The organism is Pseudomonas sp. AC252 (assembly GCF_979258105.1).
Genome location: NZ_OZ409837.1, coordinates 406,365 through 432,926 on the forward strand (window position 1 = coordinate 406,365; position 26,562 = coordinate 432,926).

At 58.7% G+C, this 26,562-nt stretch carries 17 protein-coding genes; 5 read left to right on the top strand and 12 right to left on the bottom strand.

Annotation, left to right across the window (positions count from 1 at the left end; genetic code table 11):
- Positions 1 to 156: 156 nt before the first annotated feature.
- The 4 genes from astD to ACZZZ4_RS01940 all read right to left on the bottom strand — a co-directional run bounded on the left by astD (position 157) and on the right by ACZZZ4_RS01940 (position 5,176).
- Positions 157 to 1,626 (bottom strand): succinylglutamate-semialdehyde dehydrogenase, encoded by a 1,470-nt coding sequence (gene astD / locus ACZZZ4_RS01925; RefSeq protein WP_463549242.1) that lies wholly within the window; start codon positions 1,624 to 1,626, stop codon positions 157 to 159.
- Positions 1,623 to 2,648: an arginine N-succinyltransferase gene (gene astA, locus ACZZZ4_RS01930; RefSeq protein ID WP_024014014.1), complete on the bottom strand. Its 1,026-nt coding sequence runs from the start codon at positions 2,646 to 2,648 to the stop codon at positions 1,623 to 1,625. Before astA ends, astD begins: the two co-directional genes overlap by 4 nt.
- A 51-nt stretch (positions 2,649 to 2,699) precedes the next feature.
- A complete protein-coding gene (gene aruF, locus ACZZZ4_RS01935; RefSeq protein WP_463547127.1) occupies positions 2,700 to 3,719 on the bottom strand; it encodes an arginine/ornithine succinyltransferase subunit alpha in 1,020 nt (339 codons plus the stop codon).
- 236 nt (positions 3,720 to 3,955) lie between these two features.
- Positions 3,956 to 5,176 carry an aspartate aminotransferase family protein gene (locus ACZZZ4_RS01940; RefSeq protein WP_016773586.1) on the bottom strand — a complete coding sequence of 407 codons (1,221 nt, stop codon included), beginning with the start codon at positions 5,174 to 5,176 and terminating at the stop codon, positions 3,956 to 3,958.
- Positions 5,177 to 5,479: 303 nt separating this feature from the next.
- Here ACZZZ4_RS01940 and ACZZZ4_RS01945 point away from each other — a divergent pair, with 303 nt between their 5' ends.
- A complete protein-coding gene (locus tag ACZZZ4_RS01945) occupies positions 5,480 to 9,508 on the top strand; it encodes a dermonecrotic toxin domain-containing protein (RefSeq protein ID WP_463547128.1) in 4,029 nt (1,342 codons plus the stop codon).
- A complete protein-coding gene (locus tag ACZZZ4_RS01950) occupies positions 9,505 to 13,257 on the top strand; it encodes a leucine-rich repeat domain-containing protein (RefSeq protein WP_463547129.1) in 3,753 nt (1,250 codons plus the stop codon). The genes ACZZZ4_RS01945 and ACZZZ4_RS01950 overlap by 4 nt, the downstream gene beginning before the upstream one ends.
- A 7-nt stretch (positions 13,258 to 13,264) precedes the next feature.
- Here ACZZZ4_RS01950 and argR read toward each other — a convergent pair whose 3' ends face one another.
- The 7 genes from argR to acs all read right to left on the bottom strand — a co-directional run bounded on the left by argR (position 13,265) and on the right by acs (position 21,327).
- Positions 13,265 to 14,245: a transcriptional regulator ArgR gene (gene argR / locus ACZZZ4_RS01955; RefSeq protein ID WP_415761755.1), complete on the bottom strand. Its 981-nt coding sequence runs from the start codon at positions 14,243 to 14,245 to the stop codon at positions 13,265 to 13,267.
- Between the two features lie 246 nt (positions 14,246 to 14,491).
- Positions 14,492 to 15,256: an ABC transporter ATP-binding protein gene (locus ACZZZ4_RS01960; protein WP_402813557.1), complete on the bottom strand. Its 765-nt coding sequence runs from the start codon at positions 15,254 to 15,256 to the stop codon at positions 14,492 to 14,494.
- 27 nt (positions 15,257 to 15,283) lie between these two features.
- On the bottom strand, positions 15,284 to 16,396 hold the full coding sequence (locus ACZZZ4_RS01965; RefSeq protein WP_463547130.1) for a succinylglutamate desuccinylase/aspartoacylase family protein: 1,113 nt from the start codon (positions 16,394 to 16,396) through the stop codon (positions 15,284 to 15,286).
- A gap of 1 nt (position 16,397) precedes the next feature.
- Positions 16,398 to 17,096, bottom strand: coding sequence for an ABC transporter permease (locus ACZZZ4_RS01970; RefSeq protein WP_122507650.1), 699 nt, complete (start codon positions 17,094 to 17,096; stop codon positions 16,398 to 16,400).
- Positions 17,093 to 17,782 (bottom strand): ABC transporter permease, encoded by a 690-nt coding sequence (locus ACZZZ4_RS01975; RefSeq protein ID WP_016773583.1) that lies wholly within the window; start codon positions 17,780 to 17,782, stop codon positions 17,093 to 17,095. The genes ACZZZ4_RS01970 and ACZZZ4_RS01975 overlap by 4 nt, the downstream gene beginning before the upstream one ends.
- Before the next feature lie 91 nt (positions 17,783 to 17,873).
- The gene (locus tag ACZZZ4_RS01980; RefSeq protein ID WP_463547131.1) at positions 17,874 to 18,647 is read right to left on the bottom strand and encodes an ABC transporter substrate-binding protein; all 774 of its coding nucleotides are present in this window, start codon (positions 18,645 to 18,647) and stop codon (positions 17,874 to 17,876) included.
- Between the two features lie 724 nt (positions 18,648 to 19,371).
- The gene (gene acs / locus ACZZZ4_RS01985; protein WP_016773581.1) at positions 19,372 to 21,327 is read right to left on the bottom strand and encodes an acetate--CoA ligase; all 1,956 of its coding nucleotides are present in this window, start codon (positions 21,325 to 21,327) and stop codon (positions 19,372 to 19,374) included.
- A gap of 423 nt (positions 21,328 to 21,750) precedes the next feature.
- On the opposite strand from acs, the gene ACZZZ4_RS01990 reads away from it, so the two are divergent.
- From ACZZZ4_RS01990 to ACZZZ4_RS02000, 3 genes are all read left to right on the top strand, one after another.
- Entirely contained in the window at positions 21,751 to 22,011 is a 261-nt protein-coding gene (locus ACZZZ4_RS01990) for a DUF2790 domain-containing protein (protein ID WP_024014021.1), read from the top strand.
- A gap of 547 nt (positions 22,012 to 22,558) precedes the next feature.
- A complete protein-coding gene (locus tag ACZZZ4_RS01995) occupies positions 22,559 to 23,809 on the top strand; it encodes a ribonucleotide-diphosphate reductase subunit beta (protein ID WP_016773579.1) in 1,251 nt (416 codons plus the stop codon).
- Between the two features lie 157 nt (positions 23,810 to 23,966).
- Entirely contained in the window at positions 23,967 to 24,830 is an 864-nt protein-coding gene (locus tag ACZZZ4_RS02000) for an HNH endonuclease (protein WP_463547132.1), read from the top strand.
- Positions 24,831 to 24,924: 94 nt separating this feature from the next.
- Here ACZZZ4_RS02000 and ACZZZ4_RS02005 read toward each other — a convergent pair whose 3' ends face one another.
- Complete coding sequence (locus ACZZZ4_RS02005) at positions 24,925 to 26,559, bottom strand: DNA cytosine methyltransferase (protein WP_463547133.1); 1,635 nt, start codon at positions 26,557 to 26,559, stop codon at positions 24,925 to 24,927.
- Positions 26,560 to 26,562: the final 3 nt, after the last annotated feature.

Below are 26,562 nucleotides of genomic sequence, written 5' to 3' on the forward strand. Positions count from 1 at the left end.
CTCCACGAGAATCTGTTGTTATAGGCATCGAGTAACAATTAGGTAAGACCGCGGTGCGGCCATCGCTGGCAAGCCAGCTCCCACATTGACCGCGTCGTACACAAAATGTGTGGACGTCTCTGACCCTGTGGGAGCTGGCTTGCCAGCGATTGGGCGCTACGTCATTTTCACGCCGGGTGTCAGCGAGGCAGGCAACACCAGGCTCGGCGTTTCCAGCGACGCCACCGGGTACGCGCAATAATCTGCTGCGTAGTAGGCGCTGGCGCGGTGGTTGCCCGAGGCGCCGACGCCGCCGAACGGCGCGCTGCTCGCGGCGCCGGTCAGCTGTTTGTTCCAGTTGACGATGCCGGCGCGGCTTTCCAGCCAGAACTGCTGATAACGCGCTTCGGAATCCGAGAGCAAACCGGCGGCCAGCCCATAAGCGGTGTTGTTGGCCTCAGTGATCGCCGCAGCGAAATCGGTGTAGCGGATCACTTGCAGCAGCGGCCCGAACAGTTCTTCGTCCGGACGCTCGGCCACGGCCGTCACATCGACAATGCCCGGAGTCAGCAAGGCCGATTGCGCCTGTGGCTGAGTCATTTCCAGCAGCGCCACCGCGCCGTTGGCCAGCAGTTGTTCCTGCGCATCCATCAGCGCTTTGGCCGCGCCGAGGGAAATCACCGAGCCCATGAACGGTGCCGGTTGCTGATCGAACGCACCGACTTCAATGGTCGAACTGACTTCCACCAGACGCTTGAGCAGGCTGTCGCCCCACGCGCCTTGCGGCACCAGCAGACGGCGGGCGCAGGTGCAGCGCTGACCGGCGGAAATGAACGCCGACTGAATGATCGTGTACACCGCCGCGTCCAGATCGGCGACCTGATCGACCACCAGCGGGTTGTTGCCGCCCATCTCCAGCGCAAGAATCTTGTCCGGGCGCCCGGCGAATTGCTGATGCAGGTGATTGCCGGTGCGGCTGGAGCCGGTGAAGAACAGACCGTCAATACCCGGGTTCGCCGCCAGAGCGATACCGGTTTCCCGCGCGCCTTGCAGCAGGTTCAACACGCCTGCCGGCAGACCGGCTTCGATCCAGCACTTGACCGTCAGCTCGGCGACTTTCGGCGTCAGTTCGCTGGGCTTGAACAGCACGCTGTTACCGGCCAGCAGCGCCGGGACGATATGACCGTTAGGCAGGTGACCGGGGAAGTTGTAAGGACCAAACACCGCGACCACGCCGTGGGGCTTGTGGCGCAACACGGCGGTGGCGTCGCCCAATGGGCCGCTCTTCTCGCCGGTGCGCTCGCGATAGCTCTGCACCGAAATCGCGATCTTGTTGACCATGCTGGTCACTTCAGTCGCGGCTTCCCACAGTGGTTTGCCGGTTTCTTCGCCGATGGTGCGAGCCAGTTCGTCAGCGTGGTTTTTCAACGCAGCAGCAAAAGCTTCGAGAACGCTGATGCGCTCCTCGAGGGTGCGACGTGCCCACTGAGGAAACGCCTGACGAGCAGCCTGCACCGCCGATTCGACCTGCGCGGCAGTGGCGCCCTCGCCCGCCCACAGCACCTGCTGGGTCACCGGATTCAAAGATTGAAAGGCTTCGCCCTGACCGGCCAGCCACTCACCTGCGATGTATAGCGAATTCATTATTTGGACTCCCGTGCAGCGGACAGCGCCACGGCGCGAACCTGATCGCCGGCGCTGAGTTGAAGACGTTTCGCGGTCTGCGGATCGACCACCAGGGTGCCCGCAGCCAGGCGCGCTGGTGCAGCCGTGATGCGGCAATCCTCGCGCTTGCGGTTGTGGATGATGAACGGCGTGGCGTCATCGCCCGGTGTGCCGACGGCCAGCACCAGTGCTTCGCTGTCACGCACCGCGCGGATCTTGCTGGTTTCGCATTCGATGGCCGGGCCGGCATCGAAGATGTCGACGTAGCCCTGATAGCTGAAGCCTTCGCTCTTGAGCATGGCCAGTGCCGGCTCGGTGTCCGGGTGTACTTGGCCGATGACGTTGCGCGCATCCGGCGAGAGGAAGCAGGTGTATAGCGGGAATTTTGGCATCAGTTCGGCGATGAATGCCTTGTTGCCGACGCCGGTCAGGTAATCGGCCTGGCTGAATTCCATCTTGAAGAAATGCCGACCGAGGCTTTCCCAGAAGGGCGAGCGCCCGGCGTCATCGGACACGCCGCGCATCTCGGCGATGATCTTGTTGCCGAACAGCTCCGGGAACTCGGCGATGAACAGCATGCGCGCCTTGGACAGCATCCGGCCGTTGAGACCGTTGCGGTAATCGGCGTGCAGGAACAGCGAGCACAGCTCGGAATTGCCGGTCAGGTCGTTGGCCAGAAACAGCGTCGGAATCTCTCGGTAGATGTTCAGCTCTTGCGAAGCGCTGACCGTCAGACCGACGCGGAAGTTGTACCAGGGCTCACGCAGGCCGACCGCACCGGCGATGGCGGAAATCCCCACCACACGGCCGTCATCGTCTTCGAGCACGAACAGATAGTCGGCATCACCGCGCCCGGCTTCGCCGCGAAAGGTCTTCTCGGCCCAGCCGACCCGGTGGGTCAGGCGCTCTTCGTTGGCCGGCAAGGTAGTCAGGCCGGTGCCGGTGCTGCGGGCCAGGTCGATCAGCGCGGATAAATCGCTGCTGCGTACGGGACGAACAATCATGCTATCTCCTCAAACGGGCCGCTCGCGCCACCCGTGAAACTCGCTAAGGCGTTAAACCGCCACCAGGCGCACGCTGGCACCTTCACCGACGCCCAGGGCTTCGGCCGCTTCCAGATCCAGCGTCACCGGTTTGCCCGGCGCGTAATCCAGCTCGAGCAACACCGCGCGGTAATCCTGCAACTGCGCGTTGGCCACCAGATACTGGCGCCCGGCGCCTTTGACCGGCTCACCGATCTTCACCGGCACCACGCGGCTCTGGGCGATCGAACGGATCCCGGAAACCCGCGCATGCAGGGTCGGGCCACCGTCGAAGATGTCGATGTAGTGATCGGTCTCGAAGCCTTCGCGCATCAGGATGTCGAAGGTGATCTGCGCCCGTGGATGCACCTGGCCCATCGCCTCTTGGGCGGAGTCCGGCAGCAACGGCACGTAGATCGGGTAATGCGGCATCAGCTCGGCGAGGAAGGTGCGGCTTTTCAGCCCGCACAGACGCTCGGCCTCGGCGTAGTTGAGGTCGAAGAAATTACGCCCGATCGCATCCCAGAACGGCGAGTCGCCATTCTCGTCGCTGTAACCGACGATCTCGGTCACCACCGAATCGGCAAAACGCTCCGGGTGGCTGGCAACGAACAGCAGACGGCCACGGGAATTGAGCTCGGCCCACGGCGATCCGACCAGTTCGCGCTGCACGTAGAAACTGGTCAGCAAGCTGTTGCCGGTCAGGTCGTGGCACTGCGAGAGCACGTGGATCTTGTTGTGGATCTTCAGCTCGCGGGAGGCGTGGACGAAAGTCTCGTTGCGGAAGCTGTAGAACGGCTCCGAGTAGCCGGCGGACGCGACGATGGCCGAGCAGCCGACCAGTTTTCCGGTGCTCGAGTCTTCAAGGACAAAGAAGTAACTCTCTTCACCGTTGAAGCTCACTTCGGCGGCAAACGAAGCTTCGCTCGCGGCGATCTTGTCGCTCAGACGTTCCACGTCATCCGGCAAGGAAGTGACACCAATCGGGCTATCCGCAGCCAGACGCTGTACCTCGCCCAGATCAGCCATTTGCGCGGGGCGCATCACCAGCATGGTGTCACTCCTTTCTCTCAATATTCACAGAAAAAAACACCGGACCTTGTAGGAGTGAGCCTGTGTGGCGAGGGGATTTATCCCCGTTGGGCTGCGTAGTGGCCCCTTTTCTGGGGGTGCTTCGCGCCCCAACGGGGATAAATCCCCTCACCACAGGGCTCACTCCGACAGTCGAATCTGTCCGATGTAAAAAATTGGCTTCGGCGCCGGAAAACCTCCAGGCGCTGAAAGGTCCATCAGGCTTGCGTCAACTTCGCCGCGGCGCGTTCGAAGCGGTCGAGACCGGCATCGATATCGGCGTCTTCCACCACCAGGCTCGGGGCGAAACGGATCACGTCCGGGCCGGCCTGGAGAATCATCAGGCCTTCCTGCTCGGCGGCGTTGAAGATGTCCTTGGCCTTGCCTTTCCAGGCTTCGCTCAGCACGCAACCGATCAGCAGACCGAGACCACGCACCTGGGTGAACAGGCCGTACTTCTCGCCGATCTGTTGCAGGCGGGTCTTGAACTTGTCGTGCTTGGCGTTCACACCGTTCAGCACTTCAGGGGTGTTGACCACGTCGATCACCGCTTCGGCGACGGCGCAGGCCAGCGGGTTGCCGCCGTAAGTGGTGCCGTGGGTGCCGACGACCAGATGTTTGGCCAGCGCTTCGGTGGTCATCATCGCCGCGATCGGGAAACCGCCGCCCAGGCTTTTGGCGCTAGTAAGGATGTCCGGGGTCACGCCGTAATGCTGGTAGGCGAACAGCTTGCCGCTGCGGCCCATGCCGGTCTGCACTTCGTCGAACACCAGCAATGCGTTGTTGGCGTCGCACAGCTCGCGGGCACCTTGCAGGTAGGCCAGCTCGGCCGGCAGCACGCCGCCCTCACCCTGGATCGGCTCGAGCACGACCGCGCAGGTCTTCTCGGACACCGCGGCTTTCAGTGCGGCCAGATCGTTGTACGGAACGTGGGTGATGCCAGTGATTTTCGGGCCGAAACCGTCGGAATACTTCGACTGGCCACCGACGTTGACGGTGAACAGGGTACGGCCGTGGAAGCTGTTCAGTGCGGCGATGATTTCGTATTTCTCAGTGCCGAAACGGTCGAATGCGACGCGACGGGCCAGCTTGAATGCGGCCTCGTTGGCTTCGGCGCCGGAGTTGCAGAAGAACACGCGCTCGGCAAACGTGGCGTCGATCAGCTTGTGCGCCAGGCGCAGCGCCGGTTCGTTGGTGAACACGTTGGACACGTGCCACAGCTTGTTCGCCTGTTCGGTCAACGCACCGACCAGCGCCGGATGCGCGTGGCCCAGGACGTTGACGGCAATCCCGCCGGCGAAGTCGATCAGCTCGCGGCCGGCCTGATCCCAGACCCGGGAACCGGCGCCACGCACCGGAATGAAAGCGGCAGGCGCGTAGTTGGGAACCATTACCTGGTCGAAATCGGCGCGTTGTACCGCAGCGTGCTCAACGGACATCGGAGTCTCCTGAAGAGGAACACCCGCCTGGAACTGGCGAGCGATGAGGGGATTGTAAGGACAGTTGGGTGCCCGGCCTTGTCGCCAAGCGACAACTTCTTATAGCGCAAACCCCGGATTTTCCCGGGTTTACGGCAATGCGACATATAGCGTCGCAAAGGCGCAGTTTACCGGGCGCGGCCGATTTGCGGCAGGCCGCGCAGAATACCAAGTCAGCCTCGCCGCAGAGAGATAAATATGTACCGCACGGTGGGCGCTTGTTGCTGATTTGCTGAGGGTTCTTCTCAACGCCAAGGAATGCTCATGCACCTGTCTGATGGCCACTCACCGACAACCTTTAGCAAGACGCCCGAACCACAACATCCGGACGAGCACTATCAACCGCTGAAAAACGCGATTCCCCAATGGCTCGGCAACACCTCGGCCTCCCGCCGCGAGGCACTGAAAAACAGCCCGGCCCTAGTGCCTGAGGCGCTCAAGTCCGCTCCCGCCGAGCAACACGCCGTGATGAAGAAACTCACTGCGACCACTCTCACCGCGCAGAGCGAGGTAGACAAAAGCCTGGAACATCTGCAGGACGCCGCCGCTTTCGCCGAGCCTCTGCTCAAAGCGGAACTGAAAAACTGCTTCAACCTCGACGTGGATGTCAGAAACACCTATGTGCGCTTGTATATTCCGGTGACGACACCATGGTTTGCCATCAGCACCGGCGCCCGCGTCTGGACGGTGTCGTTGCTGGACGCCGTACTGCATAACTTCGAAGACCGTGAAACCTACGAAAACGCTTTCGAAGCCGCATCGACCTACACCACCGCACCTTCGGCCAGCGGGCAGTTCGAGCCACTGCCGGACATCAAGGCCAGACTGAGCATTCCGGCGTTTACCCAGCTGTGCCGCCGACTGGATATCGGTGCGCAGTACAAGGCCAGCCTGGAAGAAAATCTCGGTTACTCCGACCCTGCGCTCGCCTCGAGCCTGCGCGCCAAACTGGACACCAGCGAGAAGGCCGCGATGAAAGCCGCGCTGCAGTGGGCGCGGATGCACCGTGACGTGTCGGAAAATCATTTCCGCCTGGTCGACGCCATGCTCGACGGCATGACAGGGCTCTACATCAACGGTGCACCGGTGCTGTGTCATGACGTGACGATGCTCTGCGCACCACTCACCGGCATCGTCGTGTTCGCTGCGGATCTGTACCAGACGCGCAATGTCGCACGCGTCGTGGCCTATGTACCGAATGATCCCGAGCATCCGTTCAAGGAATATGCGTCCCCGGCTGAAATGCTCGTCGAGCTGACGCGCCAGTTGCGCTCAAAAGAGTACCAGCAGTTCTTCAGCCGCTTCGTCAATCACGAACAGCGCGGCTACTTCTTCAGCACACTCAACAGCCGCCTGAGCGCAATCAAATGGCATCCCCACGAGCCCGGCAGCGCCCTGCCCGCGTGGCGCGAGGCGCCCGTGGAACGGCCTGACCTGCAGACCGCGCTGGTACCGTTTTACGATGGCCTGTGGCAACACCTGCACCAGGCCAAACTGAACAAGGTCTTCAACGATGCCCGGGTCATCGCCGTCCCGACGGCCTGGGTCGATCAACGCGCACGCTGGGCCTTCTGGGATTCGGTGGTCAATATCCTTTCCAGCATCGCCCAGACCGCAGCCCTGATTGTCGCGCCATTCGTGCCGGTACTTGGCGAAGCGATGATGGCGTATATGGCTTACCAGATGCTCGACGAAACCTTCGAAGGCATCGTCGAATGGGCACAGGGTCGCAACACCGAAGCCATCGGGCACCTGATGGACACCGTCGAATCGATGATTCAGCTGGGCCTGTTCGCGGTGGGCGGTGCGATTGGCGCAGCCGAGTTTCGCAAGGTGCTGCCTGCAGACGTGCTGGCGTTCATCGACCGTTTCAAACCGGTGAAACTGGCCAAAGGCGAAACCCGCTACTGGCAGCCCGATCTTGAGCGCTACAAGCACCCGCTGCGTCCGCCCGTCGACTCGCAACCCGACGCACTGGGCCTGCACGCCCATCAGGGCAAGCAACTTCTGCCGCTCGACGATGCGCATTTTTCCCTGAAGCCCGCCGAGGAGCCCGGGCAGTACCGCATCGAACACCCCACCCGGCCCGACGCCTACCAGCCTGCAGTCCGCCACAACGGTGAGGGCGCCTGGCACACAGAGCTCGAACAACCGCTCGAATGGGACGGCGAAACCGCACTGCGCCGCATCGGCCCGTCGGTGGAGAGCTTTTCGCCGGCCGAGCGGGAAACCATTCTGCAGGTCAGCGGCACCAGCGAAGACGCCCTGCGCAAGATGCACGTCAATCAGGAAAAGCTCCCGCCGCTGCTGGCCGACAGCATTCAGCGCTTCAAGATCGACCAGCAGCTGCAGCGCTTCGTCGATCAGATGGACAGCGAAACGTCTGAAGATTTCTTGCGTGCCGATCCGGTCACCCAGTTGCAACTGCTGACCGACCATGGCCGTTGGCCGAGCAACAGGCGGCTGCGTCTGGTTGATCGCAACGGCGAACTGCTCTGGCAATCCTCCGCAGACGAAAGCCTGCCCCTGACCGAGTTGAGGCAGGATCGGCTGATCGGCGGCGACCTGCTCAAATCCTTGCTCTCCGCCCTCGACGAAGAACAAATCAAGGCGCTGCTTGACGAACCCTTTGCGCTGACCCCACCACTGGATGTCCGCAGCCAGACCCTGCGCAAGCAACTGGCCGGCCTTGCGAAAACCCACAAAAGCGCGCTGTTCGAGTCGCGCTATCAGGCGCTGCAGGGTATCGACGATCCACTGGCCCAACCGCTCAAGGCCCGGGCACCCGAGCTGCCGGCCAGCGTCACCCGCGAACTGCTCGACACCGCTACCGGCGACGAAATGTTGCAGCTGGATCAGGGTCAGGTCCCGCCGCGTCAGCAGGAGCTGCTGCAACTGGCGCGCCAGGAAGTGCGCGTCACCCGCGCCTACGAAGGATTGCAGCTCGGCTCGGTGAGCAATGCCGACTCCGACGCCCTCGCCCTGCACAGCCTGAAACTGCTGCCAGGCTGGAGCGGCGACGTGCGCATCGAAATCCGCGACGGCGGCTACGACGGCCCGGTCCTCGATAGCATCGGAAGCGAAGAGGCTCCCGAGCAGAAAGTCCTCGTGCGCAACGATGATGGTCAATATCAACCTTACGACGATCGCGGCCAGGCACTGCATTCGCTCAGTGACTTCTACTCCAGCCTGCTCTATGCGCTGCCGGACAGTGAACGCCAGAGCCTCGCCCTGCAAATCGGAGAGGGCCAGACACTGAAAACCGCGATTCGCGAACACACGCTGGAACGCAGCGAGCTGCGGCAGGTGCTGTCGGAGAATCCGATCAAGCCACCGATGACCGATACATTACGGATCCTGGGGACGGAGGGTTACCCGCGTCTTCCCCCTCCAATCGTCGTGACAGGCGAGACCATTGGCGACCTTGAGCGCAACATAAGAACACTCTATCCAAGGATGTCGGCCGCTGAATCAAGCCGCTTCGCACAACGCCTGCGCGCCAGTCCTCTGGGCTGGCGCGCGGAAATGGTCCGCTTGCAAACCGACTACCTGCAATTGCAGAACGAGCTTCAGGTCTGGGCCAACAACCCACCCGCCCGGCACCCTCTGACAGGCAGCGCGCTCACGTCAATCGAGCGACAAGCCGAAATTCGCAACCGACGTTTATTCAGGGAACAACTGCTGCAGGGCTGGCGACGGGAGAATGTCGTCGGGATCGATGCGCAGGGCGCCGCCTCGGGCCACGCCATGTTGCTGACTCTCCGCATCATGGGTGACTTGCCGGTGATGTCGGCCGATTTCAGCCATATCACCTGGCTGGCGATCGATGGCAACACCATGACCGGTTCTTTCGACAGCTTTTTGCAGTCGTTCCAGCGGTTGCAGAGACTGGATGCGTACAATCTCAACCTGCCGAGCCTGCCTCAGTCGCTCACCTCGATGCCGGCGCTTCGCGAATTGCGCATGCGTGATTGCCGGATCAGCCTGACCACCACCACGCAATCGGTGCTCGCGTCGTTACCACAACTCACCCTGCTGGACCTGCAAGGCAACTCGCTGGGCCTGCCTCCCGACCTGCACACGATGCCTTCGCTGCGCTACGTCAACTTGTCCAATACCGGGCTCTACGCCGTGCCGGATGACCTGCTCGATCACCCGCGATTGATCTCCGCGCAGTTCGACGGCAACCGGATCACGAGCATTCCCGAGCGGTTCTTCAACCTCGCCAGCTCCCTCAGCGATGGCTACACCTTTGCCGACAATCCATTGTCGACGGCATCAAGGAACGGGTGAAAAACTATTACAACCACACCGGCAAATACTTCGGCGTCCGCCCCGAGACGCAAGACCTGCAACGCACCATGAACCTGTTTCCCAATATTGACGCCGAGCAGGCTACTGAGGTGTTGTACCGGTTGCCCGGGAACTGGGCCGAGGGACGGGCGCAGTTGTCGCGCTGGGAGGCAGAGCTGAGACAACTCAATCTCGAACTGGAGCAGTGGGTCGAACAGGCTTCCGTGACTCCATCTGGATCGGACGAGCCGTTGAGCCCTGAAGCACAGACCCGCGAGACCAATGCAAGGCGCTCCTTCGCCCGGCAAATTCAGTTGTTCTGGCGCACCCGGACCGGGTTCGGCCGCGCTGACGAGCTGAGGGCGCGTGCCGAGTTCAGCGGCGCCATGCCCGTCCTCAGCGCCAATTTCGACCATGTGTCGCGATTGAACCTGAGCGGCAACAGCAACCTCTCCGCCATCGCTCCTTTCGTGGAACGCTTCCCCAACCTGACTACCCTGCGTCTGGACAGCTTCGCACTGGATACACCGACGCTGGCCGGAATCAGCCTGCCCGGTCTGACGGAACTGGAGCTGAAAAACTGCGGCGTGGTTCTGACCCCCGAAAACGAGGCAGCCCTGATGTCCATGAACGGCCTGCGCAGGCTGGACCTGAGTGACAACCCGCTGGGGACATTTCCCGATCTGAATCTGCTGCCTGAACTGAGATACATCGACCTGTCCAACAGCGGTCTCACTGTACTCCCCGATGGGCTGGCCACTCATCCGAAGCTGCCCATTGCGGTGCTGACCGGCAACCGCATCACCGACCTCCCCGACGCCCTGTTCGAGATCCCGGGGGCTCGCAGCGACGGCATTTATCTTTCCGACAACCCGTTCTCGGCCGCGACACGCGACAAGATCAAAGCCTATTACCGCCTCCATCAGAACGATTTTGATGTGCGCGCCGATGATCAGGACATTGCCCTTGCCCGACAACTGTTTACCGGGCTGGATCAGCAACAGGCCAGCGATATGATTTACGACTTGCCAGGCGACCTGGCGGACAGTCGCATGCAGCTCGATCAATGGCGCGCAGAGCTGGAGCAGATGCAGCTCGATCTCGCGCAATGGACAGAGCAAATCACCGCCACTCATCCGGTTACCGGGCAGGTGCTGTCGGCCGATGAATTACAGACGCAAACGGCGGCGCGAACTGCCTTCAAAGAAGCACTGGAAGCGTTTTGGCGACAGCGGTCGAACGAGACTGCAGCGCGAAGCGAGTTTTTTGCCGCCGACCTGAAGTTTTTTGGCGACATGCCACGGCTGTCGGCGGATTTCAGCCACGTTACAAGTCTGAAGCTAAACGCAAACGCTGCAATCAGTAACATCGGCACGTTCGTCGAACGCTTCCCCAACCTGCAGGCTCTGGAGCTCAAAGCCGTTGCCCTGAACGATATACCAGCATTTGTGGCGGACCTGCACACGCTCAAGGAACTGCGCCTGAGTCATTGCGCCGTGAAGCTCACACCTGCCGGACAGGAAGTACTCAATTCCTTGCCCACGCTCAAGCTTTTGGATCTGAGTAATAACCCGCTGGCCATGGCGCCCGATCTGCGCACCATGCCGGCGCTGGTGGATGTCTTTCTGATGAATGCCGGCCTGACCGTCCTGCCCGAAGGCATTGTCGATCACCCGGTTCTGCAGTACGCGTACCTCAATGACAACCTCATCACAGAGTTGCCGGAGACTCTATTCGCCGCGAATTCACAACGCCTCGATGGCTTGTATCTGAACGACAACCCGCTGTCCCTCGCTACCCGTGAGCGAATCAAGCGCTACCATGCCAGCCACGCACACGACTTTGGGGTGAGCCCCGCGCCGACGGACATCGCCCTGGCGCGAAAGCTTTTCCCGGGACTGAACGACTTGGCGGCCAGCGACATGATCTACCGTCTGCCCGGCACCTTGCAGGCCGGCACGGCGCAGTTGCTTCGCTGGGAAGCGGAACTCGCCCGAATGATCGCCGACCTCAATACATGGCGTGACCAAATCCCAGCCAATGATCCGTCCACAGGACAATTCTGGACGGCCGAGCAAAGAGTGGCGCAATTGGACGCCAGACAAGAATTCGCGAAGCGACTGGAACGACTGTGGCGTGGCCGACGAACCGGAAATTTGGCGTTACGCCTGGACAGGTTTGAAACGAGCGCTAAGTTTGCCGGCGAATTACCGCCGTTGAACGCTGATTTCGGCCACATTACGCATTTGCAAATTGATGGTAATCCGGGGCTGAGCGTGCCTGACGGCTTTCTGCGCAGCTTCAACGGATTAAGCGGGCTGGAACTCAAAGACTTCAACCTTGGCCGGATCCCGCAGGCTCTGCAGAGCACACCGTCGCTGGAAACCCTGATGCTGAGCAAATGCCGGATCACGCTCGATGCGGCGGGGCAAGCGATCTTGTCCACGCTGGGCCGTTTGAAGGCGCTGGACCTGTTCGGCAACACTCTGGAGGCCACCCCGGACGTATCAGCGCTGACGGATCTGAGATTTCTCGACCTGATCCGGACCGGAATCGACTCTGTGCCCGCAGGGCTTGAGCAACTGCCACAGTTAAACGCCGCGTTATTGAACGACAACAACATTGCCGAGCTGCCCGGCGACCTCGTTCCTTACGCCGGGCATGGCATTGACGTAGGCGCCAATCCGCTGTCAGCGGCGTCCAGAGAGCGCATCAAGGCAACTTTTCAAATGACCGCAGACAACTTTGGCGTCTGGGCCGAACCGGCCGACCTCAACCTGATGCAATCGCTGTACCCCTCGTTGACCGGCCTGGAAGCCAACGACTTGTTGTACCGTCTGCCGGGCACACTGGCGGACGGACGTGTCGAACTGGCGCGCCGACAGACGGAGATGACGCGCCTGCTCACGCGACTCGATACCTGGTGCAACGAAACTGCGCACCATCCGGCTTTGCGTACGCCGCTGACCGGCGAAGCGGCGCGGCGGGAATCAGCCAGCCGAAAACGCTTCAAGGAAAATCTGGAGGCGCGCCTGCGCCGCTATCCGAAATCGCCAAAGGACAACGCGTTCGTCTGCGATCTGGCCTTCTCGGGAGAGTTGCCGCCATTGGCCGGACGCTTCGACTACATCGAACAGCTGGAACTGACCAGCACCGCCGCTTCGCCTCCCGGCGTCAATCGCCTGGTGGAGCTTTTTCCGAAGCTGAGCGTGGTCGACATCCGCAATTACCCGCTGAGGGAAGTCCCGCCGGCAATCACCGGACTGGATGCACTGACGACCCTGAGTTTGCCCGACTGCCGCCTGACGCTGCCCCAGCAAACTGCAGATGCCATCGCCGGAATGCAAAACCTCGTCTCTCTGGACTTGGGCGACAATCCGCTGGGCAACGTTCCTGCGCTGAGCAAACTGGCCAATCTGCAGATATTGCGTCTGAACAATATCGGCCTGCGCGCAACGCCCAAAGGACTGTTCGATCTGCCAGGACTGAAGTCAGTGAACCTGGCGGATAACGTCATCAGCGAGTTGCCAAGTCAGTTTCCATCGACTCCCGGCGACGTGGCGACGCACTACAACTTCAGCGGCAATCCACTGAATCCGCAGAGTCTGCAACGCCTTGAGGCTTACAACCGCGCACGGCAAATGCGTCTGCTTGAAGAGCAGGCCGGTCAGGTCAACCTGAATCCATCGCCCGATGACAGTGACGGGTCGGAGATATCCGTCGGCGTGGAGTTCAACCGCGACAGTTAAGCCGCGATCAGCCGCGCTCTGGCGGCACTGACGACAATTCGAACGGGCTGCTGCTGCGCCGCTGGTTGCGATCTTCCCGCGGCGTGGCACCGAAGAAATTGCGATAGGCACTGGAGAAATGCGGCCCCGAGGAGAAGCCACAGGACAGGCCGATCTGGATGATCGACTTGCTGGTCTGCATCAACATCTGCCGGGCCTTGTTCAGGCGCAATTCCAGGTAGTACTGGCTCGGCACGCGGTTGAGGTACTGCTTGAAGATCCGCTCCAACTGCCGACGGGATACGCACACATGCTGGGCGATTTCGTCGGTGGTCAGCGGCTCTTCGATGTTGGCTTCCATCAGCAACACCGCTTGGGTCAGCTTCGGATGGCTGGAGCCGAGGCGATTCTGCAACGGAATGCGCTGACGCTCACCGCCCTCGCGAATGCGCTCGACCACCAGCTCTTCCGACACCGCACCGGCCAGTTCCGCACCGTGATCACGGGCCAATACTGCCAGCAGCAGATCGAGCACCGACATGCCACCGCAAGCGGTCAGACGATCGCGATCCCAGTCGAACAGATGACTGGTGGCAATGACCTTGGGGAAGCGCTCGGCAAAATCGTCCTGCCAGCGCCAGTGCACGGCGGCGCGATAACCGTCGAGCAGACCGAGCTGGGCCAGTGGATAGACACCAGCCGAGAGACCACCGATCACGCAACCGGCGCGCACCACTTGCTTGAGCGCACTGCTCAGCGCCGGCGCCAAAGTGGTGGGCGGCTCATCAGCGAGCAGGAACAGTTTCTGGAAATTCTCGAGCTTGCCGGCCCAGGGCTCGCCGGGTAGTTGCCAGGCACCTTCGGTCTGCGGCTCGGCCTGCAAGAACGTCAGTTCGTAAACCACGTCCGGGTGCACCCGCTGCGCAACACGCAAGGCCTCCTCCGCCAGCGCCAGCGTCAACGCTTTAGTGCTGGGCCAAATCAGGAAACCAATTCGATGGGCAGTCATGGGCGGGCAATCCGAAACGAACAACGGTGATGAAGGCATGGGCCAATGCTAGCCCGGAAATGAACACAAATCCTGAGTCCGACACAGATCCATGTAGGAGCTGCCGAAGGCTGCGATCTTTTGATTTTCGAAAAACAAGATCAAAAGATCGCAGCCTCAATGCACTCGGCAGCTCCTAGAGGGGATCTGGGTCAGGCTTGAGATCGCGAAGCATGACCTAATCTGGTGCACAACGGCAGCCCTGATTTATTTCAGGCTGCCCGACAGGAACTGCTGCAAGCGCTCCGACTGCGGGTTGACCAGCACTTCGCGCGGGTTGCCGCTTTCTTCGACGACGCCTTTGTGCAGGAACACCAACTGGTTCGACACTTCACGGGCGAAGCCCATTTCGTGAGTCACCACAACCATGGTGCGACCTTCCTGCGCCAGCGCCTGCATGACTTTCAGCACGTCGCCGACCAGCTCCGGGTCGAGGGCCGAGGTCGGTTCGTCGAACAGCATCACTTCCGGCTCCATCGCCAGCGCACGGGCAATCGCCACACGCTGCTGCTCGCCGCCGGACATATGCCCGGGGAATGCATCCTTACGATGGGCCACGCCAACCTTGTTCAGGTAGTGCTCGGCTTTCTCGCGGGCTTCGGCCTTGGATATGCCGAGCACGTGCACCGGCGCTTCCATGATGTTTTCCAGCGCGGTCATGTGCGACCACAGGTTGAAATGCTGGAACACCATCGACAGGCGCGAACGCATGCGCTGCAGCTGTTTCGGATCAGCGGCTTTCAGCGCGCCGTCCTTGTTCGCCACCAGTTTCAGCTCTTCGTTGTTGAGCAGAATCTTGCCGGCGTGCGGCTGCTCGAGCAGGTTGATGCAACGCAGGAAAGTACTTTTGCCGGAGCCACTGGAGCCGATGATGCTGATCACATCGCCGGCGGCGGCTTTCAGGGACACGCCCTTGAGCACTTCGTGACTGCCATAGCGTTTATGCAGGTCTTGGACTTCAAGTTTGTACATGCGGTCGGTTCTCACAAAAACAGTCAGTCAGTCGTTGAGCAAGCGCCCGTGACGCAGCGCTTCGCGCCCCGCCACCTTGGCCAGCCAGAAACCGGGTTGGGCATAGCGCAGCCGTTCAATGGCAAACAGCACCCCGGACGTACCAGCACACACCGTGCTGACCCGATCGGACACAGGGTCGATCACTTGAAAAATCTCGTCGCCCGCCTCGACCCATTCGCCGGGCTTGCGGGAAAAACTCACCACACCGGGGTGCGGCGCAAACAGCAATTCAGTGCCTTCGAACGGCATGCCTTCGCACGGTTCGAAGGCCGGATTTGGCCACTCGCCAGTGATCAGGCCCTGCTCGGCGAGAAACGCGAGAATGCCTTCGGCGTAAGCCTCGGCTTCGACGCGGCCGGTGTCGGCCTGCCCGCCCAGCTCGATGGTCGTCGCCAGGCATGCCAACGGAATCTGCGCGTCGGGGAACTGCCGCGACAGGCGCAGCCACGGCAACGAGCAGGCTTCGTCGAAGGAGCTGCCGCCGGAATCTTCCGCGAGCAAACCGACCTTGACGTTCAGGTGCGCCGACAATGAACGCCACTGCGGCCAGTGCTGCGGCAGCGCATACATGTGCAGCGCGGCTTCGGCATCGCAGTGCAGATCCAGAACCACGTCGGCGGTGCAGGCGTGGCTGAGCAGCACACGCTGCATGCCTTGCAACTGGCTGCTCGCTTCGGGCAATCCGGCCAGGTGGTCGGCCATGGCCTGACGGATCAGGCGCACGTTGGCATGCGGATCATCACCGAGCCTGTCGCCCAGTGCCGCCGCTACCGGCGCGCTGAGCTCGACGAAGTCACGGTTGAAATTCTTGCCGCTGCCCGCCTCGAAACGGCCCTGGAAATTGCCTTGCAGCAATTGCCCGAGACCCAGAGGATTGGCCACCGGCACCAGCTCGATCACACCGTTGAGCAAGCCCTGGGCTTCGAGCTCGCGGAGGCGCTTTTTCAGCTCCCAGGCGGCGCGCATGCCCGGCAGTTCGTCGGCGTGCAGGCTGGCCTGAATGTAGGCCTTGCGCTCGCCGCTACCGAAACGGAAAACCGAGACTTTGCGCTCGCTGCCCAGGTGGCTCCACGGCAATACGTGGTCGATGCGTTGCATATCAGTGCTTCCGTGGCGCGAGGTAGCTCAACCAGCGACGCTCGGCCAGTTTGAACAGCTTGACCAGAATGAAGGTCAGGCACAGGTAGAACACGCCAGCAGTGATGTACGCCTCGAACGGCAGGTAGAACTGCGCGTTGACGGTTCGTGCCGCGCCAGTAATGTCGATCAGCGTCACGATCGACGCCAGACTGGTGGTCTGCAGCATCATGATCACTTCGTTGCTGTACTGCGGCAGCGCGCGGCGCAGGGCCGACGGCAGCAGAATGCGCTTGTACAGTTTGAAGCGCGACATGCCCATGGCCTTGGCCGCTTCGATCTCACCGTTCGGCGTAGCCTTGAGGCTGCCGGCGATGATTTCTGCGGTGTAGGCGCTGGTGTTCACAGCAAAAGCCAGGCAGGCACAGAACGTTGCGCTCGACAGCCACGGCCACAGGAAACTTTCGCGCACCGCTTCGAACTGGGCCAGACCGTAATAGATCAGGAACAGCTGAACCAGCATCGGCGTGCCACGGATCACGTAGGTGTACAGCCACGCGGCGCCGTTGACGAACGGGTTTTTCGAGACGCGCATCAGCCCCAGCGGCAACGCCGCGAGCAAGCCGAAGAACAGCGACAGCGCGAGCAGTTTGAGGGTGGTCAGCAGGCCGCCGAAGTACAGCGGCAGTGCCTCCCAGATGACGTTGTAGTCGAAGATCATAGATCAGCCGCCCTTACGCCTACCGAGTAGCGCTTCTCAAGGTGACGCAATGCCAGCAACGAAACACTGGTGATCACCAGGTACATCGCCGCCACTGCGAGGAAGAAGGTGAAAGGCTCGCGCGTGGCATCCGCCGCCTGCTTGGCCTTGAACATCATGTCTTGCAGACCGACTACGGAAATCAGCGCGGTGGCCTTGGTCAGTACCAGCCAGTTGTTGGTGAAGCCGGGAATCGCCAGGCGGATCATTTGCGGCACCATCACCCGGAAGAACACCTGAAAACTGCTCATGCCGTACGCCATGCCCGCTTCGGCCTGGCCCTTGGGAATCGCCATGAACGCACCCCGGAACGTCTCCGAAAGGTACGCACCGAAGATGAAACCGAGGGTACCGATACCGGCGGCCAGCGGGTTCAGGTCGATGTAGTCGTCATAGCCAAGCATTGGCGCAACGCGGTTGAGCAGGTCCTGACCGCCGTAGAAGATCAGCAGGATCAGCACCAGATCGGGAATGCCGCGGATCACCGTCGAATACAGGTCGCCCAGCCACGCCAGCCAGCGCACTGGCGACAGGCGCAACGCGACACCGATCAGCCCGAGAACGATGGCCAGAGCCATGGACGACAAGGCGAGCTGAAGCGTCAGCCATGCGCCATCGAGGATGACAGCCCCGTAGCCTTTCAACATGATTCAGGTCCTCGAAAGTTGGGATGAAAAAATGGCGCAAACCGCAGAGATTCTGTTGCTTGCGCCATTTCGGACTTGTCGCAGAGACGTCTTACTTGCCGTAGATGTCGAAGGCGAAGTACTTGTCCTGGATTGCTTTGTATTTGCCGTTTTCGCGGATGGCCGCGATGGCCGTGTTGATCTTGTCTTTCAGGGCGTCGCCCTTGCGCACCGCGATACCTACGCCGTCGCCGAAGTATTTGACGTCGGTGAAGGCCGGGCCAACGAATGCGAAGCCTTTGCCGGCGTCGGTTTTCAGGAAACCGTCGTCGAGCAGGGTAGCGTCAGCCACGGTACCGTCCAGGCGACCGGCAGCCACGTCGAGGTAGATTTCGTTCTGCGAGCCGTACGGCTTGATCTCGGCGCCCAGTGGAGCGAGAACTTCGCGGGCGAAACGCTCGTGGATCGAGCCACGCTGTACGCCGATGTTCTTGCCTTTCAGCTCAGCCAGACCCTCGCTGACCTGAGTGCCAGCCTTCATGACCAGACGCGCCGGGGTGTTGTAGTACTTGTTGGTGAAGTCGACCGACTTCTTGCGATCTTCGGTGATCGACATCGACGACAGGATGGCGTCGATCTTGCGCACTTTCAGTGCCGGGATCAGGCCGTCGAACTCTTGTTCGACCCACACGCACTTGACCTTCATTTCTTCGCACAGCGCGTTGCCGATGTCGTAGTCGAACCCGACGATGCTGCCGTCCGGAGCTTTCGAAGCGAATGGAGGGTACGCCGCTTCGATGCCGATCTTCACAGGTTTTTCGTCAGCGACGGCATTCAGCGACACCACGGACAGTGCCAGGGCGCCAAGCAGCACAAGTTTCTTCATCTTGGGACTCCATCGGTAAAGGGCAAAAACGGCAGAGTGAGCGACAGCCCAATATGCGAATGGGTGAATCGGAAATCGGTTGCGCATCGGCGGGAAATTTCCCATTGAAACCACAGGCGATTTCAACGTCGGCCACGATGAGCGAGTGATCGGCATTCTAACGACAGGCCCGAAGCCGATATTTCTTCAATGCGACAACTAATTACAGATGCACCGAGAAAGCGGTTTGAGCTCATTGACAGCCCTGCAAATTCATGCAAGAGCGAAAGACAGTGAACCGATACATATTGCAAGTTGCGGGCCCATTATTCGCAAACCCTTCTAATCCGGCAAGCGCAGCGTTGTGTCTTATTTTTCAGCGGGGGCTATGAGGCTCTAAAACGGGGCATCGCGTTTCCCATCGCCCCGGTTTGGCGCGGGCGGTTACACATTGGGTCGTGGCGGGTAACAGCGGGAAAGGCCTGACGGTGCAGATCGATAATTATTGGTTGGGGTGTTGCGGTTTCCTACAGGTGACTACTGCGGTGTCTGACAGATCGCCTTCGCTGGCAAGCCAGCTCCCACAGGGATTCGTGCTGCAACCGAAATCTTCAATACACCACAAAACGTGTGGGAGCTGGCTTGCCAGCGATAAGGCCAGCCCTACCAGCACAAAATCTGCAGACAGAAAAAAGCCCTGTCCGGCGAACACCGAACAGGGCTTTTCAGCACATCAAACCGCTACTTAAGCAACATTCATGGTCTTGTGCGTATCAATCAAATGCTGCACCACACCCGGATCCGCCAGGGTCGAGATGTCGCCCAGCCCATCGTATTCCGCCGTGGCGATCTTGCGCAGGATGCGGCGCATGATCTTGCCCGAACGCGTCTTCGGCAGCCCCGGCGCCCACTGGATCACGTCCGGCGAAGCAATCGGGCCGATTTCCTTGCGCACCCAGTTCTTCAACTCCAGACGCAATTGCTCGGTCGGCTCCTCGCCGTTCTTCAAGGTCACATAGACATAGATGCCCTGCCCCTTGATGTCATGCGGCACACCCACCACCGCAGCTTCGGCGACTTTCGGGTGCGCGACCATCGCGCTCTCGATCTCGGCGGTGCCCATGCGGTGGCCAGACACGTTGAGCACGTCGTCCACGCGCCCGGTGATCCAGTAGTAACCGTCGGCATCGCGACGCGCGCCGTCACCGGTGAAGTACATGCCACGGAAGGTCTTGAAGTAGGTATCAACGAAACGATCGTGATCGCCGTACAGCGTACGCGCCTGGCCCGGCCACGAATCGAGAATCACCAGATTGCCTTCGGCCTCGCCCTCGATGATGTTGCCGAGGTTGTCGACCAGCGCCGGCACCACACCGAAGAACGGACGCGCCGCCGAACCCGGCTTCAGCGCGTGAGCACCCGGCAGCGGGCTCATCATGTTGCCGCCAGTCTCGGTCTGCCACCAGGTATCGACGATCGGGCAACGCGACTTGCCGACATTCTTGTAGTACCAGTCCCAGGCCTCCGGGTTGATCGGCTCACCCACCGACCCGAGCAGGCGCAGGCTGCTGCCATCGGCGCCTTCCACGGCGGCCTGACCCGAAGCCATCATCGCGCGGATTGCGGTCGGCGCGGTGTAGAGGATGTTGACCTTGTGCTTGTCGATGATCTTCGCCACCCGGGTGATATCCGGGTAGTTCGGCACACCTTCGAACAGCACGGTGGTCGCGCCGTTGGCCAGCGGGCCGTAAACGATGTAACTGTGACCGGTAACCCAACCGACGTCGGCGGTGCACCAGTAGATTTCGCCCGGGCGGTAGTCGAACACGCGCTCGTGGGTCATCGCCGCATACAGCAGATAACCGCCAGTGGTGTGCTGCACGCCCTTCGGCTTGCCAGTGGAGCCGGAGGTATAAAGGATGAACAACGCTTCTTCGGCGCCCATCTCTTTCGGCGCGCAGACGGTGCCCGCGACTTTCATCAGGTCTTCGTACCAGATGTCGCGATGCTGGTTCCACTTTATGTCGCCACCGGTGCGCTTGCAGACGATGACTTTCTGGATGCTGCTGGTTTCCGGGTTGGTCAGGGCGTCGTCGACGTTGGCCTTGAGGGAAATCTTCTTGCCGGCACGGATGCCTTCGTCAGCGGTGATCACCACTTTCGAGCGGCAGTCGATGATGCGGCCGGCCAGGGCTTCCGGCGAGAAACCGCCGAACACCACCGAGTGAATCGCGCCGATCCGGGTACAGGCCAGCATGGCGACCACGGCTTCGGGAATCATCGGCATGTAAATGGTCACCACGTCACCACGGTGCACGTCCTGACCACGCAGGGCGTTGGCCAGTTTGCACACTTGCTCGTGCAGTTCGCGGTAAGTGATGTTGCGGCTTTCGGAAGGATCGTCACCTTCCCAGATGATCGCGACTTGGTCGCCGCGCTCGGCCAGATGACGGTCGAGGCAGTTGTAGGAAACGTTGAGGGTGCCGTCGGCAAACCACTTGATGTCGACATGGTGATCGTCGAACGAGGTCTGTTTCACCGTGGTGAAAGGCTTGATCCAGTCCAGACGCTTGGCTTGCTCGCGCCAGAAGCCGTCAGGGTTGACGACCGACTGCTGGTACATGGCTTTGTAGGTCGCCTCGTCAGTCAGCGTGTTTGCCAGAACCTCGGGACGAACGGGATACAGAGAAGCCGCACTCATCTTTCCTACCTCGGTGTAATAGTTGTTTTTGTATGACCCCGTTGTAGCCGGGTGGGGCCCATAGAACCATTCGACGATGGTAGTAACAAGCCCCTACAAAATGTCCGCATTCCATGTGGGAGCTGGCTTGCCAGCGATGCAGTCAACGCGGTCCGTCAGGCAAACCCCATCCGGCCAGACACCAAGACCTGAATCGATTGTTACCAAATCTATCAAAAGTGTTTATCAAAACCGCCCCTGTTTACCGACACACCACCGCCCTAAAATTCACCTCGCCAACAAGGCAACCGCGATTAACAACGTTACAGCCCCCACGAAGGCCGTTAATCCAGCTCTCCAAGTAACGCATCAACTACTCAAGCTCCACACGCAACCCTAAAAAGGTTGCGTGACCCCACTCGACCTCAAAAAGGTGAATTAGCAATGAAAGCTTTATTGGTTCTGGCCCTCAGCAGTCTGTGCGCAACCGCCATGGCAGACGAGGTCCCGACTGATGTCGCACAGCAACAACCGGTCATCGAGGAATACACTTACTCCACCCATCTGGACATCGCCAAAGTTGTATCGATGAGCGACGTTCCGAATGTCTGCGAAGTAGTACCGGCAAAAATGGAATACGACGACTCCAAAGGCCAACGCCACATCCTGCGCTACAGCATCATGGGCAACGGCTGCACGAACTGAATCAGACTGCACCGAATCGGATCGCTCAACGCTGCATTGAGGGTCGATTCCAGCCCGGCTCCGGTCGGGCTCAGTTGTGTCTGGAGCCGCGAAAAAGGCTTGCAAAACACTAGATATAGTGAACAACGCACTTTTCTGGCTATTTTTTAAACAGAAAATCACCTGCCAAAAATTTAACGAAAAAAAATCTGCCGGCCTCGACTCCGCGCAAAGCCCTGTAATCCCTCGGTCGAACCGAAATCCGCGCCCTCCTCGGCCTCGCCATGAGCCGATTCGCCGCACCACGCCGGTAAAAATTTCCCTATAATGCCGCCCTATACGGGTCAGCAATATTCCCTTACAGGGAGCAAAAGCCATTCTGAAGCCCCGCAACAGTGCCCGACGCTGATTGCGCCCATCAGAGGCTCTCGGAACCCGTCAAAATTTCTGTTTATTTGCCTGCGTGCAGCGCTGCAAAAAACGACATCCAACGCGGCTTTGGCCGTGTGAAAAACCAACCCATCAGGTTTCACACGGGCACAGGCCCTCACGCAGGAGACGACACGTCATGCTGAGCTGGGACGAATTCGATAAAGAAGACAGTGAAGTCGCAACCGTGAAAGGCGCCAACGCCGGCCACGCAAGCGAAGCCAACATGGACCGCCTCGACAACGCCGGCGGCGCCGCCGCGCTGGAAGCCCGCGCCGTCACCGCCGACGACTCGGCCGCCGTGGCCCGCGCCAAGGCTGCACTGAACTCCCTCGACGTCGCCGAAGGCCTCGCCGAACTCGAAGGCGCCTCCGCCCGTGTCGCCGTTGACGAAAAGCGCATGATCAACTGCCGCGCCGACCTCAACCAACTCGTGCCATTCAAGTACGACTGGGCCTGGCAGAAGTACCTGGACGGTTGCGCAAACCACTGGATGCCGCAAGAAGTCAACATGACCGCCGACATCGCCCTCTGGAAAAACCCGGAAGGCCTGACCGACGACGAGCGCCGCATCGTCATGCGCAACCTCGGCTTCTTCTCCACCGCCGACTCCCTGGTTGCCAACAACCTGGTCCTGGCCGTGTACCGCCTGATCACCAACCCGGAATGCCGCCAGTACATCCTGCGCCAGGCTTTCGAAGAAGCGATCCATACCCACGCCTACCAGTACTGCATCGAATCGCTGGCCATGGATGAAGGCGAAATCTTCAACATGTACCACGAGATCCCATCGGTCGCGAAAAAAGCAGCCTGGGGCCTGAAGTACACCCGCTCGATCTCCGATCCGAAGTTCGAAACCGGCACCCCGGAAACCGACAAAGAGTTGCTGCGCAACCTGATCGCCTACTACTGCGTTCTGGAAGGCATCTTCTTCTACTGCGGCTTCACCCAGATCCTCTCCATGGGCCGCCGCAACAAAATGACCGGCGTCGCCGAGCAGTTCCAATACATCCTGCGCGACGAATCCATGCACCTGAACTTCGGCATCGACGTGATCAACCAGATCAAAATCGAAAACCCACATTTGTGGGATGCTGAGATGAAGGAAGAAGCGACTCAGATGATTCTGCAGGGTACGCAGCTGGAGATCGAATACGCCCGGGATACCATGCCTCGTGGGGTGTTGGGGATGAATGCGGCGATGATGGAGGACTATCTGAAGTTCATCGCGAACCGTCGTTTGTCGCAGATTGGTTTGAAAGAGGAATACCCAGGGACGACTAACCCGTTCCCTTGGATGAGCGAGATTATGGACTTGAAGAAAGAGAAGAATTTCTTTGAGACGCGGGTTATTGAGTATCAGACTGGTGGTGCTCTGAGCTGGGACTAATAGTCTCGCTTGGAGCGATTTGACGATTGCGGTTTGAGTCGGCGAATCGAGAAAGCAAAAAGCCCCGATCTGATCGGGGCTTTTTATTGAAAAAAATTAATTAATTCGAAATAAAATAACTTCACACAGCCCTCACATCCTAAAAGCCGAGAAAAAAATGCTTGAGGCAAAATTTTACGACACATACTATTTTTGTAACATAATAAAAAATATCCTTTATTATCCTGACGACTATCTCAGAATGCTAAATGAGTTCCATGGAGATGGACGAATAAACTATAGACTAAGCACTTTCAGCAAATACTCATTATTTCATGAGTTCATCGAATTCATTATTCACGACGTCTATTACGATCAAGCAGATGAATCTGTACTCAACAAAAAGAAAACAATATATGAATCCCTTTTAGAGCTGCCTTTTGCCCTGAAACACATGAGGCCACACGTACTACCCATTGAACGCGCACTCGAACACCACAACATGAAACATCGGAGCTTTGAAGAATTTTTAGAAAGCAAGAGAAAAGTATTCATTGAATGCAGCATAGACGACGTTTATGAATATATCCATGAGCTTCGTGAGGACGGTGTATTTGACAAACTAATAGAACATATATCTAAAGAGATATTTCATGTCTTGTTTCAGAACCGCGATCTGATGAAAGTCTTCAATGTCATGATGGCCGACGCGCTAGAAACCGAATCTACTTCCCCTTGCCCTAAAGAAATCGAATATCTCTTTAAAAAACCCGGCGTACTGAAACGCACAACCATACCAAAATGGGTGCGAAGAGCGGTCTTTTATCGCGACAGAGGCCGTTGCGTACTTTGCGATAAAGATTTATCCGGCCAAATCAATTTGGAAAACCAAGAAAACTACGACCACATAGTACCATTGGCAGGGCACGGCTTTAATGATATCTCTAACATTCAATTGCTTTGCAAGGAGTGCAATCAACTTGAAAAGAAAGCAGGGAAAGCAATAACTTCGAACAAATATCAGTCTTGGTATAAGTACTAAACACGTCTACTGCTTGCATCATTTATAAATCAGCAAAGCCTCGCTAAGCGAGGCTTGAGATCTACGTCGTCTCGAAGAGATTCTTTTCATCAAACTATGCTAGACGCTCTGCCACTACCAATTTCTTCTGCACTATTGAAAAAACTACCGAAGCGATTTTATTTGCTAGCAGAGGTGGAACCGCGTTCCCAACCTGATGAAACTGATGGGTTCGATTACCTTGAAAAAAATAGTTATCCGGAAATGTTTGAAGCCGAGCAGCTTCTCTAACGGTCAAACTACGACACTGCTTAGGATCATAATGAATGAAATAGTGGCCATCTTTGGATATATGACTGGTAACAGTTGTTGATGGAAGCTGCTCCAGTTGCACTCTGAAACGATCACTAAATTTGCCCGTCTCCCAGTTTTTGTGGGCGGGAGCTAATCCGGACAGACTGAATTGCTGATGTCCTTTTGGAGAAGCCTTATAAGCTCGAGCATATACACTAGCAAACATGTAGCGTCGTAAATCAGAAGGCATATGTCCACGCGCATCATGATTTAACCAAAAATGTAGATTTTTATCACGATACCAATCATCTAAAGCTTCATCTTTCGTCTTCCCATCGTCATTACGACGTGGAACACGAAGAGCGCCAACCTCAAGTGACGTGGAGAGAAGAGATTCACGGGCGATTTTCATTTCAGCATGAAGTTTCGGCTCTAACGCACTATCAACTTCCGAAATCAGTCCATCTAGATGAGCGGCAACTTCCCGATACCATGTTTCGCTATCATCGGACTGCTTGGTCAGACGACTACGTAATTCTGGTAGATCACCGAGAACCTGCCTCGTACTTACTCGTCCAATAGCCTTCGCAATACATTCGTATTGTTCCGTACTTCCATGCTCGTCCAATGCAATCCCTAGGAGTATCACTCGATGCCTTGCCTGAGGAATTCCATACTCCTCCGATCTAATAATGTAGCCTCGAGGGTCTACCTTACTTACATCATCATCCGGCCCGAAAGATTGACCCGTCACAAGCGAACAGATGCGATATTTTTTGCCCGGCGAAGGATCGCCAAGCGCCTTATTCGGGTCGGTAAGATCCTGCAAAATCTGGGTAAAAATGCTTTCGCCAGCGATCTTTGAGGACAAGATTCCTTTTACATTTTCCATCACAAAAACAGCCGGTTTTCTCTCCTTGATGATTCGGAGATACTCCTTGTACAGAAAATGGCGGTGATCATTTTCAGCGCTGTAATCGGCCTTCCCCTGATTACGCGACCTACCGACAATTGAGTAGGCTTGGCACGGAGGCCCGCCGATTAGCACCCAAGGCCTGTTCTCGAGTTTATCGTCAAGAATCGCATCAAGCTCCTCATCACCCTCATTAGATCCCAAAGTGATACATCTAGCTTCCCTGTCCGCTTCCAGCCACTGAGCCTTACTTGAATCGCTATACGGTGTAGGGCTTAGGCCATTACAGAAATTGTAGTAGTCGTTTAGCTGCTTTGGATTCTGTTTTTTAAGCAGACGGTAAAACGCTCTCAACCTGAGCGTTTCGCGGGCAATCGGGTTCATTTCGGCTGAGACTAAAATCTCAAAACGTGATCCATCACCATAGGAAGCGAAACCCTCACCAAGACCTCCAGGGCCTGCGAAAAGGTCGACAATCTGAATTGGCTTCGAACGCGCGGTGTCACATTCGATAGTGGTATCTCGGCCTAAAGGCAAATTCATCTG

Bases quoted from the DNA above. Each gene is read 5' to 3' on its own strand.
- ACZZZ4_RS01990 (WP_024014021.1), top strand. From the start codon at position 21,751: ATGAAAGCTTTATTGGTTCTGGCCCTCAGCAGTCTGTGCGCAACCGCC.
- argR (WP_415761755.1), bottom strand. From the start codon at position 14,245: ATGACTGCCCATCGAATTGGTTTCCTGATTTGGCCCAGCACTAAAGCG.
- ACZZZ4_RS02000 (WP_463547132.1), top strand. From the start codon at position 23,967: ATGCTTGAGGCAAAATTTTACGACACATACTATTTTTGTAACATAATA.
- aruF (WP_463547127.1), bottom strand. From the start codon at position 3,719: ATGCTGGTGATGCGCCCCGCGCAAATGGCTGATCTGGGCGAGGTACAG.
- ACZZZ4_RS01995 (WP_016773579.1), top strand. From the start codon at position 22,559: ATGCTGAGCTGGGACGAATTCGATAAAGAAGACAGTGAAGTCGCAACC.
- ACZZZ4_RS01940 (WP_016773586.1), bottom strand. From the start codon at position 5,176: ATGTCCGTTGAGCACGCTGCGGTACAACGCGCCGATTTCGACCAGGTA.
- astA (WP_024014014.1), bottom strand. From the start codon at position 2,648: ATGATTGTTCGTCCCGTACGCAGCAGCGATTTATCCGCGCTGATCGAC.
- acs (WP_016773581.1), bottom strand. From the start codon at position 21,327: ATGAGTGCGGCTTCTCTGTATCCCGTTCGTCCCGAGGTTCTGGCAAAC.
- ACZZZ4_RS01965 (WP_463547130.1), bottom strand. From the start codon at position 16,396: ATGCAACGCATCGACCACGTATTGCCGTGGAGCCACCTGGGCAGCGAG.
- ACZZZ4_RS01975 (WP_016773583.1), bottom strand. From the start codon at position 17,782: ATGTTGAAAGGCTACGGGGCTGTCATCCTCGATGGCGCATGGCTGACG.
- ACZZZ4_RS01980 (WP_463547131.1), bottom strand. From the start codon at position 18,647: ATGAAGAAACTTGTGCTGCTTGGCGCCCTGGCACTGTCCGTGGTGTCG.
- ACZZZ4_RS02005 (WP_463547133.1), bottom strand. From the start codon at position 26,559: ATGAATTTGCCTTTAGGCCGAGATACCACTATCGAATGTGACACCGCG.
- ACZZZ4_RS01960 (WP_402813557.1), bottom strand. From the start codon at position 15,256: ATGTACAAACTTGAAGTCCAAGACCTGCATAAACGCTATGGCAGTCAC.
- ACZZZ4_RS01970 (WP_122507650.1), bottom strand. From the start codon at position 17,096: ATGATCTTCGACTACAACGTCATCTGGGAGGCACTGCCGCTGTACTTC.
- ACZZZ4_RS01945 (WP_463547128.1), top strand. From the start codon at position 5,480: ATGCACCTGTCTGATGGCCACTCACCGACAACCTTTAGCAAGACGCCC.